The sequence below is a fragment of the Streptomyces sp. NPDC086777 genome, from assembly GCF_040702065.1.
Taxonomy (GTDB): Bacteria; Actinomycetota; Actinomycetes; order Streptomycetales; family Streptomycetaceae; genus Streptomyces.
This window is the reverse complement of sequence record NZ_JBFBJI010000007.1, coordinates 262157-280976: the sequence shown is the minus strand read 5'-3', so window position 1 is coordinate 280976 and position 18820 is coordinate 262157. Positions and strand designations below refer to the sequence as shown.

Genomic DNA, 18820 nt, shown 5'->3' with positions numbered 1-18820 from the left:
CCTTCCTCCCAGCCTGTCCCTCCCCAGAAGCCCTCGCAACTACAGCCCCGAAGACCAGCACCCCCGAGGACAGCGCGCCCGAACAGCAGCGCGCCCGAAGGACAGCGCCCCGAAAGGGCGCGGGGAACTGCGCGACCAGCCACGACGGCGCCGCGGACAACCGAAGGCAGCCCACGGCACGTCGGGCGACCGACAGCAGCCCACAGCCCGGCCGACGACCGCCGGCAGCCCACGGCACGTCGGGCGACCGCCGCACGCACCGGCGCCGCGGACGACCGCCGGCACGCACCGGCACGCACCGGCGCCCCGGACAACCGCCGTCAGCCCCCGAACTCGTACACCGCCCAGTCGGCCACCTCGCGGTAGCCGATGCGCTGATAGAGCGCGTTGCTCGTCGGATTCGCGAGGTCCGTGAAGAGCAGCACCTCGCCGGCGCCCGCGGCCAGCGCCGCCCGGCTCACCTCCGCGGTCACCGCCCCTGCGTACCCCCGGCCGCGCAGCTCCGGCGGGGTGTAGACCGGCCCGACCCGGACCTGACCGGCGACCGCCAGGGTCAGGCCGGCCAAGGAGACGGGGGTACCGTCGGCGGTCTCCCAGAGGGTGGCGCCGCCGTACGAGAGCCGGAAGTCGGCCCACTCCCCGGCCTCCCGGCCGCCCCGCAGACCCGCGTCGGCGACGAACCCCTCGTACCAGCGGACCAGCAGCTCGCGGTCGGACGCCTCGGCCACCCGCGCCCGCCCCTCCGGCGCCGGGGACGGAGGCGTCAACTCGGCCAGTCGGTAAAGGCGCTGCAGCTCGTCCAGCTTCGCCGGTACGCCGGTCCGTCGGGCCCACGCCGCCGCGAACGCCTCCGCCGTGGCGCCGTCGGCGCAGATCCCCGACACCGGGTGGCCGAGCGCGAGGAGGCGCTCGACCAGCGTCTCGGCCTCGCCGGCCGCGAGACGGGTCACGTTCAGGGGGTAGGGCGGCGTGTGGAGCAGGGTCGCGGCCACGCTGCCGTCGCCGCGGGTCAGGACACCGAGGAACGGGGGGTCGCCGCCGTACGCCCGCGGCCCCCGCCGCCGCAGCTGCGCGGTCACCGTGAGGTGGACGGTGTGCAGGTCCGGGCGGGAGTGGAGGAAGTCGCGGGCCCGGGGGAGGAATTCGTCGACATCTCCGGTGAAGTTCCATTCGGCGGAGTGGAGTTGTGAGGTCATGGTCGATGGTCCCGGCGGACCGCCGCACCCCGCACCCGAATTAGTCCCGCTTGCCCGATCCCGCTCGGTCCCGCGCCGGGCCCCCGTCCAGGTCCGGGCCCGGGTCCGTGGCCAGGCGGCCGTGCAGGTGCACGTCCCGGAAGGCGTCCTGCCGCCCCGCCTCGAACATGGCGCCCCGCAGCGTCCCCTCGTAGCCGTAGCCGCACGTCAGGGCGATCCGGCAGGACGCGTCATGACCGAGGGCGTGGCCCAGCTCCAGGCGGTACAGGCCCAGTTCGGTGAAGGCCCAGTCCGTCGCCAGGGCCAGCGCGCGGGTGGCGACCCGGCGCCCCCGCGCCTCGGGCAGCACCCAGTAGCCGACCCGCGCGGTCCGGAAGGTGTGGTCGATCATGTTGACGCCGACGTGACCGAGGGTCGCGCCGCTCTCCGCGTCCGTGATCCGGAACGGCGCACAGGTGCCGTCCGCCGCCTGCCTGCGCTGCGCGACCAGGGCGGCGCGGGCACCCGCGAGGTCGCTCACCACGGTGAGCGGGGTGTTCCAGCGACGGAAGTCCGGGTCGGTACGGGACCGCAGCCACGCCTCGACCTGCACCTCCGCGTCCGGGTCCCAGCTGCCGAGTCGCAGGCCGTGACCGTGCGGGGTGGCGTCGGGACGAGGGACGGCGGGCTGTGCGTCGGTGAGGGCCATGGGGTCATTGAAACCCGTGCACCGGACACGGGCCCAGCGGGTTCACCCGCTGGACCAGGCTCCCTGACCGGCCCGGCCCGCCACCTCAGCGCGCCGGTGCCGGTGCCGCCGCCGGGCGGAACACCGGTGCCCCTTCCCGGAAGGCGACCTCCAGGTCCAGCCCGGCGCGCAGGGTCTCCGGGTCGGTGGCCACCAGTTCCGTCATCATGCGCGGGCCCTCGGCCAGGTCGACCACGGCGGCCACGTAGGGGACGCGGTCACCGAAGGGCGGGAGGTCGTTGCGGTGGACGACGGACCAGGTGTAGAGGGTCGCGCGGCCACTCGCCCGTTCCCAGGTGACGTCCTCGCTCCAGCAGTGCGGGCAGAACTCGCGGGGGTAGTGGTGGGCCCGGCCGCAGGAGCCGCAGCGGCGCAGCAGGAACCGGCCCTCGGCCGCCGCATCCCAGTAGGGGCGGGTGAAGGCGTCCGGTTCGGGGCGGTCGTAGTGCGGGCGGTCGTAGCGCGGGCGCTCGCTGCGTATGCCCGCGGAACCGGCGTCGGAGCTGCCGTCGGAATTCGTCGCGTCCATGAATCTGACGTTACGTCAGATCCTGAAGCGGAGCCCAGACCCGGATGGGCAAAACCTGTGCATCTCCGGTGGCCCTGTGGGTTCCCCGTGAGACACCGGGAAATTGTTGACGATTTTGTCGGGCCAAGAATACGTTCGCAACCGCAAGGCCAAGGAGCCGATACGAGAGGCAGCAACGTGAAGCACAGGGCACTGAAGCGCAGGACCATGGTCATGGGGATCGGCGCCACGGCCGGTGTCGCGGCAGTCGGCGGTATCGCTCTCAGCGCGCAGGCGTCGAGCAAGTCCGCCGCGTCCTCGGACTCCCTGACGTTCGACCAGGACGGGTATTCCGAGCTGACGACGACGATCACGGACACCGAGGGCACCGAGCACGACGTGACCTACCACTTCTGGAAGGCGATCACCTACGTCGCGGACCCGGTGGACGCCACCTACCAGTCCCTGATCGTCAGCGCCCCGGTCGAGATCGACGGCACGGCGGTCGACCCGACGAACGCCCCGATCCTGCTCGCCAACTCCATCGGCGGCTACCTGCCCGCGTCCGTGGCCGACGCCACCGAGGTCGGCGGCGGTTCCGCGGCGGGCGGCGGCACCCCGCCCGGCGGCGCGGCCCCGAGCGGCGCGGCCCCCAGCTCCTCCGCGAGCGCGGCCTCCAACGCGAACGGCAACACCAACGCCACCGGGGGCGCCACCGCCGGCAACCAGCTGCTCGCGCTGGCCGCCGGGTACGTCGTGATCGAGCCGGGCGCCCGCGGCCGCACCCTCGAGAACTCCGGCGGCGAGTACTACGGCACCGCCCCGGCCGCGATCGTCGACCTCAAGGCCGCGGTCCGGTACATCAGGGCGAACAGGGGCCTGATCCCCGGCGACGTCGAGCGAATCGTTTCTGCAGGTACCAGCGCGGGCGGCGCCCTCTCCGCCCTGCTCGGCGCGTCCGGCGACAGCCCGCTCTACGACAAGTACCTGAAGGAACTCGGCGCGGCCGACGCCTCGGACGCGGTCTTCGCGGTCGGCGCCTGGTGCCCGATCACCGACCTGGAGCACGCCGACGGCGCCTACGAGTGGAACTGGGGCACCAACGCCCTCTCCACCGGCAAGCAGGTCGACCAGTCCGTCTCCAGGGACCTGAAGGCGCAGTTCGCCGAGTACCAGGCGGGCCTGAAGCTGCGCGGCCTGGACGGCTTCGGCCCGCTGACCGCCCGCAACTACGACGACTACCTGGTCGAGCGGTACCTGCGCCCGTCCGCCACCAGGTACCTCGCCGCGCTCTCGGACCCGGACCGCGAGACGTACCTGGCGAAGAACACCTTCATCACCTTCTCCGGCGGCAAGGCCACCTTCACCTGGGACGACTTCCTCACCCACGTCGGGGCCCGCAAGAAGGACACCCCGGCCTTCGACGCCTTCGACCTGTCGGCCGGCGAGAACAACGAGTTCGGCGCGGGCACGACCGAGTCCCGCCACTTCACGGCGTACGGCGCGAAGAACGACTCCACCGGTCTCGGCACCAGGCGGGTCGCCGCCGACATCCCCGCGCAGCTGCACCTGATGAACCCGATGTACCACCTGGTGGAGAAGGTCAACGACCGCCGCTCCAAGCACTGGTGGATCCGCCTCGGCACCAGCGACTCCGACACCTCGCACGTCGTCTCCGCGAACCTGGCGGCCCGCCTGGACAACCTCGGCGACGACGTCAACCACCTCTACTACTGGGACGAGGGTCACGGCGCCAACACCGACCCGGGCGACTTCATCACCTGGATCGCATCGGTGACGGGCTATGGCAAGGGCAAGAAGGACAAGCGGAATTGACGGGTTGCCGCGGAGCGAACGGGCTGCCGCGGAACTGAGAATCCCCCGCGCGAGCAAGAAGTTCTCACCGTCGTAAGGGCGTTCTCCAAGCCGCGACAGCCTCCCCGAACGCGGTGTCCTTTCCCGTCTGTCCGAGGACACCGCCCACCCGTGACGTCGAGCTCCGGCGCACCGGGGCCCGGCGTCACGGGCCTTTCGCTTTTCCGGCCGGTTCACAACGGATTCGGTCTCGTTTCCGACAGATGAGGTGGGCTACGTCACAAGCCCCACCCACTTCTCCTACGGGTGTGATCAATCCGCAACCAATTCCGGTCTTGACCGAGACCCATCAACGTGAAGCGTGATTACGCTCCCGCTCATGGCCGTGTTTCCCCCCACCGTTTCGCCCGTCTACGTCATCGGCGCAGGCCCCGGAGGGCTCGCCGCCGCATACGCGCTGCGGGCCCGGGGCATCCGTGCCGTGATCCTGGAGAAGTCGGACGGCGTCGGCGCGTCCTGGCGCCGCCACTACGACCGCCTCCACCTGCACACCACCCGGCGCCTGTCCGCGCTCCCCGGGCTGCCGATACCGCGCCGCTTCGGCCGCTGGGTCTCCCGGGACGACGTCGTGCGCTACCTGGAGAAGTACGCCGAACACCACGAGCTGGAGATCGTCACCGGTGTCGAGGTGTCCCGCGTGGAGCGCTCGCCCGACGGCGCCGGCTGGCTGCTGCGCGCCTCCGGCGGACGGGAGCTGACCGGCTCCGCGGTGGTGGTCGCCACCGGCTTCAACCACACCCCGCGCATCCCCGACTGGCCCGGCCGGGACGGCTTCGGCGGCGAGTTCCTGCACGCCGGCGCCTACCGCAACGCCGAACCCTTCGCCGGCCGGGACGTCCTCGTCGTCGGCACCGGCAACACCGGCGCCGAGATCGCCGTCGACCTGACCGAGGGCGGTGCCTCCCGGGTGCGGCTGGCCGTCCGCACGGTCCCGCACATCGTGCGCCGCTCCACCGCCGGCTGGGCCGCGCAGTACAACTCCGTCCTGGTGCGACGGCTCCCGACCGCCTTCGTCGACCGGCTGGCCCGCACCATGGCCAAGGTCAGCGTGCCCGACCTGGCCGCACACGGCCTGCCCCGCCCCGACAGCGGGCTCTACAGCCGGGTGAAGCAGGGCGCCATCCCGATCCTGGACGTCGGCCTCGTCGACGCGGTGCGCCAGGGGAAGGTGGAGATCGTGGCCGCCGTCGACGGTTTCGAGGACGGCCAGGTGGCCCTCGCCGACGGCACCCGCATCTCCCCCGACGCGGTGATCGCCGCGACCGGATACGTCCGCGCCCTGGAAGGCCTGGTCGGCCACCTCGACGTGCTCGACGACCGCGGCCGCCCGGTCACCCACGGCCCCCGCGCCCCGAAGAACGCCCCCGGCCTCTACTTCACCGGCTACACCAACCCCATCAGCGGCAACATCCGCGAGCTGGCCATCGACGCGGAGAAGATAGCGAAGGCGGTCGCCAGGAGGACCGCGAAGACCACCGCCGAACGCCACCAGCGACAGGCCCGGTCCGAGCGCCAGCCGACGGCGTAGCCCCCACGCCCCCCGGGGGCCGCACGCAGGTACCCGCAGCCGGACCCGCAGCCGGACCCGCAGCCACGGCCACGGATAGCCCCAACCCCCCGTGCATATCAACCCCGTTGCTCATGTGACGCATGCGACGGGCGTCGTTTGTTACCGGCGGTAGCATCACGCCCGCGCCCGGGACCAGAATGTGAGCCCTGCTCAACTTTCCGGTTCCACCCCTCTCGCCCAGCACGGAGGACGCACGTGGCACGCGAAAGACAGCTCTCCCCCCGGCCTTCCCCGGAACCCCCTTCGCCCCGGCTCTCCCGCCGCTCCCTCCTCGGCGGTGCGGCCGCCGGTGCCGCGGGCCTCGCCGCGGTCTCCGCGGGCACCGCCACGGCTGCCACCGCCGCCGCGTCCCGGACCGTCGACGTCGCGATCGTAGGTGGCGGCATCGCCGGACTCACCGCGGCCCGCGACCTGGTGGCCGGCGGCCGGACGGTGGCCGTGCTGGAGGCGCGGGACCGGGTCGGCGGCCGGGTGGTGAACCTGAAGCTGGCCAACGGGGGCACCACCGAGGGCGGCGGCGAGTTCATCGGCCCCACCCAGAACCGCATCAAGGCCCTCGCCGACTCCCTGGGCGTGGCCACCTTCGCCACGTACAACACGGGGAACAACCTCCTCTACAAGGACGGCAAGCGCACCCCGTACGACACCAGCGGCCTGCTCGGCTCGGTCCCGCCGGTGGACGCGGCGGGGCTCGCCAACGCGGCGATCGTGCAGTCGGAACTGGACAGCATGGCCGCGCAGGTCCCCGTGGACGCCCCCTGGACCGCCGCCAAGGCCGCCGAGTGGGACAAACAGACGTTCGAGAGCTGGCTGAACGCCCACGCGATCGTGCCCTCCGCCAAGTTCCTGCTGGACCTGGCCTGCACGTCGATCTTCTCGGCCCAGCCCCGCGAACTCTCCCTGCTCTACGTCCTCTACTACATCGCCGCCGCCGGTGACGAGTCCAACGCCGGCACCCTGGAACGCCTCACCGACACCGCGGGCGGCGCCCAGGAGTCGCGTTTCGTCGGCGGTTCCCAGCAGGTCCCGCTCAAGCTGGCCGCGTCCCTCGGCGACCGGGTGGTGCTGAGCGCGCCGGTGCGGTCGATCGCCAGGTCCGGCGGCGGGTACGTCGTGACGGCCGACGGCATCACGGTCGCCGCGACCCGCGTCGTCGTCGCCCTGCCGCCCCCGCTGGCCGCCCGGATCGGCTACGACCCGCTGCTGCCGGCCGCCCGTGACCAGCTCACCCAGCGGATGCCGATGGGGTCGATCGGCAAGGCCGTCGCCGTCTACGACACCCCGTTCTGGCGGGCCGACGGCCTCAACGGGCAGGCCGTCAGCGACTCCGGCGTGGTCCGCTCGACCTTCGACAACTCCCCGCCGGACGGCTCCTACGGCGCGCTGATGGGGTTCATCGAGGCCGACGAGATGCGGGCGTACGACGCGGCGGGCGAGGCCGACGTCAGGGCCGCCGTGCTGGCCGACTACGCCAACTACTTCGGGAACAAGGCCAAATCACCCACCTCCTTCGTGCTGCAGCGCTGGGACAATGAGGGCTTCTCGCGGGGCGGCCCGGTGGCCTACGCGCCGCCCGGGGTGCTGACCGGGTACGGGGCCGCGCTGCGCGAGCCGGTGGGCGGGATCCACTGGGCCGGGACGGAGACGTCGACGTTCTGGACCGGGTTCATGGACGGGGCGGTGCGGTCGGGCGAGCAGGTGGCGAAGGAGGTTCTGGCCGCCCTCGGCTGAAAGGAAGAGCTGCTTCGACCCTCAACTTTGCGTGCATACCAGTTCCTGACGCAGCGTCAGTTCAGTAATCTGACACTGCGTCAGGTAATTGAGCTGTCACACAGGAGCGGGCGGAACGATGCTTGGATCAACCCACGGCACCCTCACCACCGACTCCCGCCGGGCCCGGGTCATCGCCTGCGGTGAGCAGCGTCCCGGGCCCGCCGTCCACGGCCGCACGGCCGAGGCGGGCGACGCGGACGCGCTGGACGTCAGCGGACGGCCGCTGTTCGCGGACGTACCGGATCTGGACAGGTTCTTCCGCCCCGAGTCCGTCGCCGTGATCGGCGCCTCGGACGCCGAGGGGCGGCCCAACACCGGCATCACCCGGCAGCTCCTCGACTGGGCCGGGCGGGTCGGGGCCCGGGTGCACCCGGTGCATCCGTCCCGGCCCTCGGTGTTCGGCATCGACTGCGTGCCCTCCGTCGCCGACCTGCCCGAACAGGTCGACCTCGCCGTTCTGCTGGTCGCCGACCCGCTGCCGGTGATCGAGGAACTGGCCGAGGCGAAGGTGAGGTTCGCCGTCGCCTTCGCCTCCGGGTTCGCGGAGACCGGCGAGGAGGGGGCCGCGGCCCAGACCCGCCTCGCGGCGGCCGTACGGCGCTCCGGGCTCCGGCTGCTCGGCCCGAACACCAACCTGAACGCCTTCGAGCGGTTCCGCGACGACCTGGAAGGTCCGGCGATCGCGCTGATCACCCAGTCGGGGCACCAGGGCCGACCGGTGTTCGCCGCCCAGGAACTCGGCATCCGCCTCTCGCACTGGGCACCGACCGGCAACGAGGCCGACCTGGAGACCGCCGACTTCATCTCCTACTTCGCCGAGCGCCCCGAGGTCGGCGCCATCGCCTGCTACGTCGAGGGCCTCAAGGACGGCCGCGCCTTCCTGCTCGCCGCCGACCGCGCGGCCCGCCGCCGGGTGCCGGTGGTGGCCGTGAAGGTCGGCCGCACCGAGGCCGGCGCCCGCACCGCCGCCTCCCACACCGGCAAGCTGACCGGCGCGGACGACGTGGTCGACGCGGCGCTGCGCCAGTACGGCGTGATCCGCGTCGACGGCCTGGACGAACTCCAGGACACCGCGGCCCTGCTGGCCCGGGCGCGGGCGCCGCGCGCCGACGGGGTGGTCGTCTACTCGATCTCGGGCGGCACCGGCGCCCACGTCGCCGACCTGGCCGCCGGCCTGGGCCTGAAGCTGCCGGTGCTGTCCGGGGCCCGGCAGGCCGAGCTGCACCAGTGGATACCGGAGTACCTGAGCGTTGCCAACCCGGTCGACAACGGCGGGCACCCGGTGGGCGACTGGCGCGGCCGGAAGATCATCGACGCGATCCTCGCCGACCCGGAGGTCGGGGTGCTGGTCTGCCCGATCACCGGTCCCTTCCCGCCGCTCAGCGACAGGCTCGTCCAGGACCTGGTCGACGCGGCCGAGGCGACCGACAAGCTGGTGTGCGTGGTGTGGGGGTCGCCGGTCGGCACCGAGACCGCCTATCGCGAGGTCCTGCTCGGCTCCTCCCGGGTGGCCACCTTCCGCACGGTCGGCAACTGCCTCACCGCCGTCCGCGCCTACCTCGACCACCACCGCTTCGTGAACGACTACCGCTCCCCCTTCGACGAGGCCCCGCGCACTCCCTCGCCCTCCTACCGCAAGGCGCTCGCCCTGATGCGGCCCGGCCAGCAGCTGAGCGAGCACGCGGCGAAGCAGCTGCTGCGCGCGTACGGCATCCGGGTGCCGCGCGAGCAGCTGGTGACCAGCGCGGCGGCGGCCGTGCGCGCGGCCGGGCTGGTCGGCTACCCGGTGGTGATGAAGGCGTCCGGCGGCCAGATCGCCCACAAGACCGAGCTGGGCCTGGTGAAGATCGGCCTGACCTCGGCCAGCCAGGTCCGCGACGCGTACCGCGACCTGACGGACATCGCCCGCTACGAGGGGGTCGCCCTGGACGGCGTGCTGGTCTGCCAGATGGTGGAGCGGGGTGTGGAGATGGTGGTCGGGGTCACCCACGACGACCTGTTCGGGCCGACGGTGACCGTGGGGCTCGGCGGGGTCCTGGTGGAGGTCCTGCACGACGCGGCCGTGCGCGTGCCGCCGTTCGGCGAGGACCAGGCCCGGGACATGCTCGCCGAGCTGCGCGGGCGGGCCCTGCTGGACGGGGTGCGGGGCCGCCCGCCGGCCGATCTGGACGCCCTCGTCGAGGTGGTCCTCCGGGTCCAGCGGATGGCCCTGGAACTCGGCGACCAGCTCGCCGAGCTGGACATCAACCCGCTGATGGTGCTGGAGCAGGGGCAGGGCGCGGTGGCGCTGGACGCGCTGGCGGTGTGCCGCTGATGGACACCGTCCGGTACGTGACCGCGGAGCGGGTCGCCCACCTCACCCTCGACCGCCCCGACGCCCTCAACGCCCTCACCCCCGACCAGCGCGACCACGTCGTCCACCTGCTCGGCGAGGCCTCCGCGGACCCCGGGATCGGTGCGGTGGTCATCACCGGCACCGGCCGCGGCTTCTGCGCGGGCGCCGACCTCCGCGGCACCGCCACCGGCGAGCGCGTGCCGGGGGACGTGGCCCGCACCATCCGGCTCGGCGCCCAGCGGCTGGTCGCCGCCGTCCTCGACTGCGAGAAGCCGGTGATCGCGGCCGTCAACGGCACCGCCGCCGGTCTCGGCGCGCACCTCGCGCTCGCCTGTGACCTGGTCCTGGCCGCCGAGTCGGCCCGTTTCATCGAGGTGTTCGTGCGGCGCGGCCTGGTCCCCGACGGCGGCGGCGCCTACCTGCTCCCCCGCCTGATCGGCCTGCACCGCGCCAAGGAGCTGATGTTCTTCGGCGACGCGCTCTCCGCCGCGGACGCCGAACGCCTGGGCCTGGTCAACCGGGTCGTCCCGGACGCCGACCTGCCCAGGACGGCCCGCGACTGGGCCGCCCGGCTGGCCACCGGCCCCACCCGCGCCCTGGCCCTGACCAAGCACCTGCTCCACACGTCCCTCGACACCGACCGAACGACCGCCTTCGCCGCCGAGGCAGCCGCCCAGGAGATCAACATGACGTCCCGCGACGCCCAGGAGGGGGTACGGGCCTTCGTGGAGCGCAGGAACCCCGGTTTCCAGGGCCGATGACGGTGATATCAGGCCCCCGCCTCTTCCCATCTGACGCCCCGTCACTTTCAATGAAGAGGTGATGGGACACGCAGGGGCGGCCGCGGCTGCCGTCCGTTATCTGAGGTCGGTCCCCGCGGCGGGGCCCGTGGAGTCGCTGCCGCGGCCGGAGTTGCGGTGCGTGCGCGCGGACGAGCGGGCGCCGGTCGAGCAGACGGAGTTCCGGCGCGTGCTCGGCGCCTTCGCGACCGGGGTGACCGTGATCACCGCGCCGGCCGCCGAGGGCGAGTCCTGCCCGGCCGGCTTCGCCTGCCAGTCGTTCTCCTCCCTCTCCCTCGACCCGCCCCTGGTCTGCTTCATGGTCGGCCGCACGTCGGCCACCTGGCCGCGCATCGCCCGGGCAGGGGTCTTCTGCGTCAACGTCCTCGGCGCGGGCCAGGGCGAGCTGTGCCGCGCCTTCGCGGTGAGCGGCGCGGACAAGTTCGCCGGCGTCACCCACGACGCGGCCCCGGTCTCCGGCTCCCCCCGGCTGACCGGCGCCGCCGCCTGGATCGACTGCACGGTCCACGCGGTCCACACGGGCGGCGACCACCTGATCGTGGTCGGCCGGGTCGACGCGCTGGGCACGGGCGAGGCCCCCGGCGGACCGCTGCTGTTCCACCAGGGGCGGTTCGGCACGCTGGGCGCCTAGCCAAGCCGGCGGCCGGCGCCGGGTCCTAGACGACCAGGGCGGGAACCGCGACCGCCGGCCGCCGCCGGATCACCAGGGCCATCAGGGCCGCCGCCGCGCACAGGGCGCCGGAGGCGTACCAGACCATGTCGTAGGTGCCGAAGACGTCGCGGGCGACGCCGCCGAGGTAGGCGACGAGGGCCGCGCCGACCTGGTGGGAGGCGAGGACCCAGCCGAAGACGATGGCGCTGTCCTCGCCGTACTGCTCCCGGCACAGGGCCAGGGTGGGCGGGACGGTGGCGACCCAGTCGAGGCCGTAGAAGATGATGAAGAAGATCATCGAGGGGTGCAGCGACGGGCCCAGCAGCATCGGGAGGAAGAGCAGCGAGACGCCGCGCAGGGCGTAGTAGACGGCGAGCAGGCGGCGCGGTTCGAAGCGGTCGGTGAACCAGCCGGAGGCGACCGTGCCGACGACGTCGAAGACGCCGATGACCGCGAGCAGCGAGGCCGCCGTGGTGACCGGCAGGCCGTGGTCGTGGGCGGCGGGCACGAAGTGGGTCTGGATCAGGCCGTTGGTGGACGCCCCGCAGATCGCGAAGGTGCCGGCGAGCAGCCAGAACGGCCCGGTGCGGACGGCGGAGAGGAGCACCCCGACCGTCCTGCGCGCGGCCCCGGTGACCGGCGCCGGCTTCGGTACGAACTCGGTCGCCCCGTACGGCTTCTGGGCCACGTCGGCCGGGTGGTCGCGCAGCAGCAGCCAGACGAAGGGGACGACCGCGAGGGCGGCGAGGGCGACGGTGACGGCGGCCGGGCGCCAGTCGTACGTCTCGACCATCCAGGACAGCAGCGGCAGGAAGATCAGCTGGCCGGAGGCGGAGGCGGCGGTGAGGATGCCGCTGACCAGGCCGCGCCGGGTGGTGAACCAGCGGTTGGTGACCGTGGCGGCGAAGGCGAGCGCCATCGAGCCGGACCCGAGGCCGACCAGCAGGCCCCAGCAGAGCATCAGCTGCCAGGCCGCCGTCATCCACACGGTCAGGCCCGAGCCGATCGCGATGACGGTCAGGGCGACGGCCACCACCCTGCGTATGCCGAAACGGTCCATCAGCGCGGCGGCGAAGGGGGCGGTGAGCCCGTACAGCGCGAGGTTGACGGAGACGGCCGCGCCGATCGTGCCGCGCGACCAGCCGAACTCCGCGTGCAGGGGGTCGATGAGCAGGCCGGGCAGGGAACGGAAGGCGGCCGCGCCGATGATCGTGACGAACGTGACGGCGGCGACGAACCAGGCGCGGTGGATGCGCGGCGACCGGGTCGGCTTCGGGCCCTCGGTGAGGGCGGTTGCGGCTTCGGTTGTCTGGGTCACGCCATAAATATCCGGCCAACCGGCTCACTCCATCGAGTGGCCGAGAGGACATCATTCGCTAGGATCGGGCCATGAGCAGTGGCCCCGGATTCCGCCCGCACCGCGTCGTCGTCCTCGCCCTCGACGGTCTGCTCCCCTTCGAGCTGGGCATTCCGCACCGCATCTTCGGCCGCCCCAAGGACGCGCAGGGGCGCCACCTCTACGAGGTCGTGACCTGCTCGGTCCGCCCGCCCGGCCCGGTCGACACCGACGCCGACTTCGCGATCCACGTCCCCAACGGCCCCGAGACGCTGGCCACCGCCGACACGGTGATCATCCCGGCCTCGTACGAGCTGGGCCCGGTCTTCGAACAGGGCGTACTCACCCCCGAACTGGCCGCCGCCCTCGCCCACATCCGCCCCGGCACCCGGCTCGCCTCCATCTGCACCGGCGTCTACGTCCTGGCGGCCGCCGGCTACCTGGACGGCCGCCCGGCGACCACGCACTGGGCCGAGGCGGACCACCTCCAGCGGCTGTTCCCGCGGCTGGAGGTGGACGCGGACGTCCTGTTCATCGACGACGGCGACATCCTCACCTCCGCCGGGGTGGCCGCCGGCATCGACCTGTGCCTGCACATGGTCCGCCGCGACCACGGCACGGCCGTCGCCAACGAGGTCGCCCGCCGCACCATCGTCCCCCCGCACCGGGACGGCGGCCAGGCCCAGTACATCCACCGCCCGGTCCCCGACCCCCAGGTCGCCACCACCACCGCGGCGCGCGCCTGGGCGCTGGGCCGCCTCCACGAGCCCATCCAGCTACGGGACATGGCCGAGCAGGAGGCCATGTCGGTACGGACCTTCACGCGCCGCTTCCGCGAGGAGACCGGCGTCAGCCCCGGCCAGTGGCTCACCCAGCAGCGCGTCGAGCGCGCCCGCCACCTCCTGGAGTCCACCGGCCTCTCCGTAGACCAGGTGGCCCGCGACGCCGGCTTCGGCACCGCCCAGTCGATGCGCCAGCACCTGCAGGCGGCGCTCGGCGTCACCCCGACCGCCTATCGCCGCACCTTCCGCACCACGACACCCTCCACCGACACCGACACCGACACCGACAGCCCCGACGCCGTCGGCACCCCGCACTGACCCCCTGGCCCGCCGTCCGACCGGACCGGGCACAAAAGATCTTCCCGGGGCTGTGGAGGACCGCGGGTGCGTTGCCTAGAACGTGAGCACCCCCCGTGCCACCCGGCCCGCCTCGGCGTCGGCGCGGGCCTTCTCGAAGTCCTCCACCGGGTACGTCTCGGTCACCAGCTCGTCGAGCAGCAGGCTGCCCTGGCGATAGAGACCGGCGTAGCGGGCGATGTCGTGCTGCGGGCGGGAGGAGCCGTACCTGCAGCCCAGGATGGACTTGTCGAGGAACAGGGAGGCGACCGCGAAGGACGCCTCGGCGGTGGGCGCGGGCATGCCGAGGAGGACGGCCTGGCCGTGCCGGTCGAGGAGGTCGACGGCCTGCCGGACCAGCTCGACCCGGCCGACGCACTCGAAGGCGTGGTCCACGCCGGTCGGCAGCAGGTCCTTCACCCCGTCCGTCGAGGTCAGGAAGTCGGTCGCGCCGAACCGCCGGGCCGCCTCCTCCTTGGCCGGGTTGGCGTCCACCGCCACGATCCGCAGCGCGCCCGCGATCCGCGCGCCCTGGATGACGTTGAGCCCGATCCCGCCGGTGCCGATGACCAGCACCGTGTCGCCGCGGTCGACGCGGGCGCGGTTCAGGACGGCGCCCACCCCGGTCAGCACCCCGCAGCCGATGAGGGCGGCCGACGTCAGGGGGATGTCCTTCGGGATCCGTACCGCCTGCACGGCCTTGACCACCGTGCGTTCCGCGAAGGCCGAGTTGCACGCGAACTGGTACACGGCCCGGCCGCCGCGCAGGAACGGCTGCTGCGGGCGGCCTATGGCCTTGCGGCACATGGTGGGCCGCCCCCGGTCGCAGTCGGCGCACGCGCCGCAGTTGGCGAGCGTGGACAGGGCCACATGGTCCCCCGGCACCACATGGGTGACGCCCACACCAACCGCCTCCACCACACCCGCGCCCTCATGGCCGAGCACCACAGGAACGGGGAAGGGTATGGTCCCGTCCACCACAGAGAGATCGCTGTGGCACAGTCCAGCCGCGGACACCGCGACCAGCACCTCACCCGGTCCCGGCTCCCGTACGTCCAGATCGTCGACGACCTGCACCTGTTTCCCGTCGAACACCACTGCGCGCATCACGACTCGACCCCCTTCGGTTCCCTCGGCAGACCGAGCACCCGCTCGGCGATGATCGTGCGCTGCACCTGGTCCGAGCCGCCGTAGATGGTGTCGGCCCGGGAGAAGAGGAACAGGTGCTGGGCGGCGTCCAGTTCGTACGGCGCGGTGGCGGACCAGCCGGCCGGGCCGACGCTCGCGGCCGCGCCCCGCACCAGCACGGCGAGCTCCCCGAGCCGCTGGTGCCAGCCGGCCCACAGCAGCTTGGCCACACTGGGCGCGCCGGGCTCGGCGGCCGGGTTCCCGAGCGTCCGCAGGGCGTTCCACCGCATCACCCGCAACTCGGCCCACAGCCGCACCAGCCGCTCCCGTACGACCGGATCGTCGGCGGCCCCGCTCCGCACGGCGTCCCGGACCACCCGCCCGAGCTCCTGCGCGAACCCGATCTGCTGGGCGAGCGTGGACACCCCGCGCTCGAACCCGAGCAGGCTCATGGCGACGCGCCACCCGTTGCCGTCGCCGCCGACGACGTGCTCCACGCGCGCGTGCGCACCGTCGAAGAAGACCTCGTTGAAGTCGCTGGTGCCGGTCAGCTGCCGGATCGGGCGGACCTCGATGCGGCCCGGCTGGTCCATCGGCACGAGCAGGAAGCTCAGCCCGTGATGGCGCCGCGAGCCCGCCTCGGTGCGCGCCAGCACGAAGCACCAGTCGGCCTCGTGGGCGAGGGAGGTCCAGATCTTCTGCCCGGAGATGCGGTACCCGTCCGCCTCCCGTACGGCCACGGTCCGCACACCGGCCAGGTCGGACCCGGCGCCGGGCTCGCTGTACCCCTGGCACCAGAGCTCCTCCCCGGCGGCGACGGCCGGCAGAAACCGCGCCTTCTGCTCCGCGCTGCCGTGCGCGATGAGCGTCGGAGCGAGCAGGTTCTCCCCGATGTGCCCGGACCGCGGCGGCGCGAGGGACCGCGCGTACTCCTCGGCCCAGGCGACCTGCTGGGTGAGCGTCGCGGTCCGGTTCCCGTACCCGCCCTCCGCCCACCCGATCCCGATCCACCCGTCGGCCCCCAGGGTCCGCTCCCAACTGCGCCGGTCCACACCGACTTCGGCATGCGCACCGAGCCAGTCCCGGACTTCACTGCGAAACACCTCATCCTCCGGCGCGACGCCGAAATCCACGGTGACCTCCAGAGATGCATCGGGGTTGAGACCGTACGAAAACCGCCGGCCACCACCGCCGCGGCTGATCGCCGTCGCGGCGGAAAGAAGAGAGGACCGAGAGGAAGCGGGCCGGGCCCCACCCGAACAACCACGACAACACCGCACCCACCCACCGCACCCCCTCAAGGCCGCGAGGAACCGCGCGAACAACCACGACCGCACCGCACCCACCCACAAACCGCACACCCCCCTCAAGGCCGCGAGGAACCGCGCGAACACCCACGACCGCACCGCACCCACCCACGCACCGCACACCCCCCTCAAGGCCGCGAGGAACCGCGCGAACAACCACGACCGCACCGCACCCACCCACACACCGCGCACCCCCCTCAGGGGCCCGAGGAACCGCGCGAGCGGCCACGACGGCGCTGCACCCGCCCACTCGCCGCACCCCCGGCCCCCTAGGCGTTCGGCCGGCTTCCGGTTCGTGCGGCCGCTTCCATCGCCGCCAGCCGCGCCAGCATCGGCATCGGATCCGTCCCCACGCTCCCCCGCAGCGCCTGCGCGATCCGTTCCGGCGTCCAGGACCCCCCGTCGACGTACGCGGCGCGCAGCTCCCTCGGCTGGGCCCAGACCGCGATCTTCGGTCCGGCCACCGTGTAGACCTGCCCGGTGACCTCCGCGTCCCGCGCCGCGTCCGACAGCAGGTAGACCACGAACGCGGCCACGTCCTCCGGCTCGCCGATCTCGGTCAGTTCCGTCGGCACACCCGCCGACATCCGGGTCCGGGCCACCGGCGCCACCGCGTTCGCGGTCACCCCGTACTTGTGCAGGCCGAGTGCCGCGCTGCGGACCAGGGAGATGATCCCGCCCTTGGCCGCGCTGTAGTTGGCCTGCGAGACCGACCCCTGGTGGTTGCCGCTGGTGAAGCCGATCAGCGTGCCGGCGCGCTGGGCACGCATCACCGCCGACGCCGCCCGGAACACCGTGAACGTGCCCTTGAGGTGGGTGGCGACCACCGGGTCCCACTCCTCCTCGGCCATGTTGAACAGCATCCGCTCGCGCAGGATCCCCGCCACGCACACGACCCCGTCGAGCCGGCCGTACGACGACAGTGCCGTGTCCACGACCCGCTGCCCGCCCGCCATCGTGGAGATGTCGTCGGCGACCGCGACCGCGTCCCCGCCCGCCGCCTCGATCTCCTTGACGACGCCCTCGGCGACCTCGCTGGTGGGCGAGGCACCGTCGACCGCGACGCCGTAGTCGTTGACGACGACCTTCGCCCCCTCGGCCGCCGCCGCCAGCGCCACGGCCCGCCCGATCCCGCGGCCGGCGCCGGTCACGGCGACGACCTTGCCTGCCAAGAAGTTCCCCACGCCCGGCCCCTTCCCGCGGTTTCTGACGGACCGTTAGATTTTATGACCCGTCAGATGTGCGGACACAAGGCCTGGGGAGGACCCAGATGTCACTGCCGGCGCTTCATCCCGCGTTCCACGACATCGCCAAGCGCGTCAACAACTGGGGGCGCTGGGGCACCGACGACGAGATCGGCACGCTGAACCTGATCACGGACGAGGTGGTGCGGGAGGCCGCGGCGACCGTCCGAAGCGGGCGGCGCGTGCCGCTCGCCCTGCCGCTCCGGGAGGACGGGGTGCAGACCGGGATGATCCCCGGGCGGGTCAACCCGTTGCACGCCATGGTGCAGATCAACCAGGAGCTCTTCGGCCCCGGGACGGTCGCGTGCAGCGACGACGCCGTGACCATGGGGCTGCAGGCCGGCACCCACTGGGACGCGCTCACCCACGTCTCGCACTCCGGGAAGCTGTACAACGGCCGCCCGGCGGGCACGGTGACCGCGCACGGGGGTGCCGAGTTCGCCGGGATCGACAAGGCGCGGCACATCGTGTCACGCGGGGTGCTGCTCGACGTGGCCCGGGCGCGGGGCGTGGACCGGCTGGCGGGCGGCCACCCGGTCACTCCGGAAGACCTGGACGCCGCCGAGGAGTTGGCCGGGACGCGGGTCCGCGGCGGGGACATCGTCCTGGTGCGGACCGGGCAGGTGCAGGTGTACCTCGCCGGGGACAGGCACGGGTACGGCTACCCGTCGCCGGGGCTCTCCGTGCACACCCCGGAGTGGTTCCACGCGCGCGACGTGGCCGCCGTCGCGAACGACACCCTCACGTTCGAGATCTTCCCGCCCGAGATCGAGGACCTGTGGCTGCCCGTGCACGCCCTGGACCTCGTGGAGATGGGGATGCTGCAGGGGCAGAACTGGAACCTCGAAGAGTTGTCCACAGCCTGTGGAGAAACCGGCCGGTACGCGTTCCTGCTGTCGGCGATGCCCGAGCCGTTCGTCGGGGCGACGGGCACCCCGGTCGCCCCCGTGGCCGTCCTCTGAACGGCGCCCCGCCGGAAGCCGGTGTCACGCCCGCGGGGGCGTGACACCGACCCTCCCCCATTCCCCCCACATCCGGACGGCTGCGCGCACCGGCCCGCCCCGAGCCCGGCCCCGCGCGCCACCGTCCGGCTCGACCCACACGCGACGAGGGCGTCCGTCAGCCAGACCCTCGCCGTCCCCTCGCGGCGAATCGCAGACCTCAAGCGTGAGTACACGGTCACAAGGCGTCAACACCCTTACGGAGTTATACGACTTATGCCCCGGTTCGCCATGGGCGCGCACGGATGCA

Annotated in this window: 15 protein-coding genes; 8 read left to right on the top strand and 7 right to left on the bottom strand. The window is 72.9% G+C overall.

What is annotated here, in order from left to right:
* Nucleotides 1-320: 320 nt before the first annotated feature.
* The 3 genes from AB0472_RS13410 to AB0472_RS13400 all read right to left on the bottom strand — a co-directional run bounded on the left by AB0472_RS13410 (nt 321) and on the right by AB0472_RS13400 (nt 2452).
* A complete protein-coding gene (locus AB0472_RS13410) occupies nt 321-1196 on the bottom strand; it encodes a GNAT family N-acetyltransferase (protein ID WP_366356105.1) in 876 nt (291 codons plus the stop codon).
* Between the two features lie 40 nt (nt 1197-1236).
* A complete protein-coding gene (locus AB0472_RS13405) occupies nt 1237-1884 on the bottom strand; it encodes a GNAT family N-acetyltransferase (RefSeq protein ID WP_366356103.1) in 648 nt (215 codons plus the stop codon).
* 85 nt (nt 1885-1969) lie between these two features.
* Nucleotides 1970-2452: a Zn-ribbon domain-containing OB-fold protein gene (locus AB0472_RS13400; protein ID WP_366356101.1), complete on the bottom strand. Its 483-nt coding sequence runs from the start codon at nt 2450-2452 to the stop codon at nt 1970-1972.
* 213 nt (nt 2453-2665) lie between these two features.
* Between AB0472_RS13400 and AB0472_RS13395 the strand changes: the two genes are divergently transcribed.
* From AB0472_RS13395 to AB0472_RS13370, 6 genes are all read left to right on the top strand, one after another.
* Entirely contained in the window at nt 2666-4267 is a 1602-nt protein-coding gene (locus AB0472_RS13395) for a subtype B tannase (protein WP_366356151.1), read from the top strand.
* 358 nt (nt 4268-4625) lie between these two features.
* Nucleotides 4626-5834 carry an NAD(P)/FAD-dependent oxidoreductase gene (locus AB0472_RS13390; RefSeq protein WP_366356099.1) on the top strand — a complete coding sequence of 403 codons (1209 nt, stop codon included), beginning with the start codon at nt 4626-4628 and terminating at the stop codon, nt 5832-5834.
* A 237-nt stretch (nt 5835-6071) separates the two neighbouring features.
* The gene (locus AB0472_RS13385; protein WP_366356098.1) at nt 6072-7607 is read left to right on the top strand and encodes an FAD-dependent oxidoreductase; all 1536 of its coding nucleotides are present in this window, start codon (nt 6072-6074) and stop codon (nt 7605-7607) included.
* Nucleotides 7608-7725: 118 nt separating this feature from the next.
* Entirely contained in the window at nt 7726-9963 is a 2238-nt protein-coding gene (locus tag AB0472_RS13380) for an acetate--CoA ligase family protein (RefSeq protein WP_366356096.1), read from the top strand.
* Nucleotides 9963-10745 carry an enoyl-CoA hydratase-related protein gene (locus AB0472_RS13375; protein WP_366356094.1) on the top strand — a complete coding sequence of 261 codons (783 nt, stop codon included), beginning with the start codon at nt 9963-9965 and terminating at the stop codon, nt 10743-10745. The genes AB0472_RS13380 and AB0472_RS13375 overlap by 1 nt, the downstream gene beginning before the upstream one ends.
* Nucleotides 10746-10806: 61 nt before the next feature.
* The gene (locus AB0472_RS13370) at nt 10807-11415 is read left to right on the top strand and encodes a flavin reductase family protein (protein WP_366356092.1); all 609 of its coding nucleotides are present in this window, start codon (nt 10807-10809) and stop codon (nt 11413-11415) included.
* Nucleotides 11416-11440: 25 nt separating this feature from the next.
* Here AB0472_RS13370 and AB0472_RS13365 read toward each other — a convergent pair whose 3' ends face one another.
* Nucleotides 11441-12754: an MFS transporter gene (locus AB0472_RS13365; protein WP_366356090.1), complete on the bottom strand. Its 1314-nt coding sequence runs from the start codon at nt 12752-12754 to the stop codon at nt 11441-11443.
* A 71-nt stretch (nt 12755-12825) separates the two neighbouring features.
* Here AB0472_RS13365 and AB0472_RS13360 point away from each other — a divergent pair, with 71 nt between their 5' ends.
* Nucleotides 12826-13872, top strand: coding sequence for a helix-turn-helix domain-containing protein (locus AB0472_RS13360; protein ID WP_366356089.1), 1047 nt, complete (start codon nt 12826-12828; stop codon nt 13870-13872).
* A 75-nt stretch (nt 13873-13947) separates the two neighbouring features.
* Here AB0472_RS13360 and AB0472_RS13355 read toward each other — a convergent pair whose 3' ends face one another.
* The 3 genes from AB0472_RS13355 to AB0472_RS13345 all read right to left on the bottom strand — a co-directional run bounded on the left by AB0472_RS13355 (nt 13948) and on the right by AB0472_RS13345 (nt 17509).
* A complete protein-coding gene (locus tag AB0472_RS13355; protein WP_366356087.1) occupies nt 13948-14997 on the bottom strand; it encodes a Zn-dependent alcohol dehydrogenase in 1050 nt (349 codons plus the stop codon).
* Nucleotides 14997-16151 (bottom strand): acyl-CoA dehydrogenase family protein, encoded by a 1155-nt coding sequence (locus AB0472_RS13350; protein ID WP_366356085.1) that lies wholly within the window; start codon nt 16149-16151, stop codon nt 14997-14999. Before AB0472_RS13350 ends, AB0472_RS13355 begins: the two co-directional genes overlap by 1 nt.
* Before the next feature lie 443 nt (nt 16152-16594).
* Nucleotides 16595-17509 (bottom strand): SDR family NAD(P)-dependent oxidoreductase, encoded by a 915-nt coding sequence (locus AB0472_RS13345; RefSeq protein WP_366356083.1) that lies wholly within the window; start codon nt 17507-17509, stop codon nt 16595-16597.
* Between the two features lie 86 nt (nt 17510-17595).
* On the opposite strand from AB0472_RS13345, the gene AB0472_RS13340 reads away from it, so the two are divergent.
* Complete coding sequence (locus tag AB0472_RS13340) at nt 17596-18531, top strand: cyclase family protein (RefSeq protein ID WP_366356081.1); 936 nt, start codon at nt 17596-17598, stop codon at nt 18529-18531.
* Nucleotides 18532-18820: the final 289 nt, after the last annotated feature.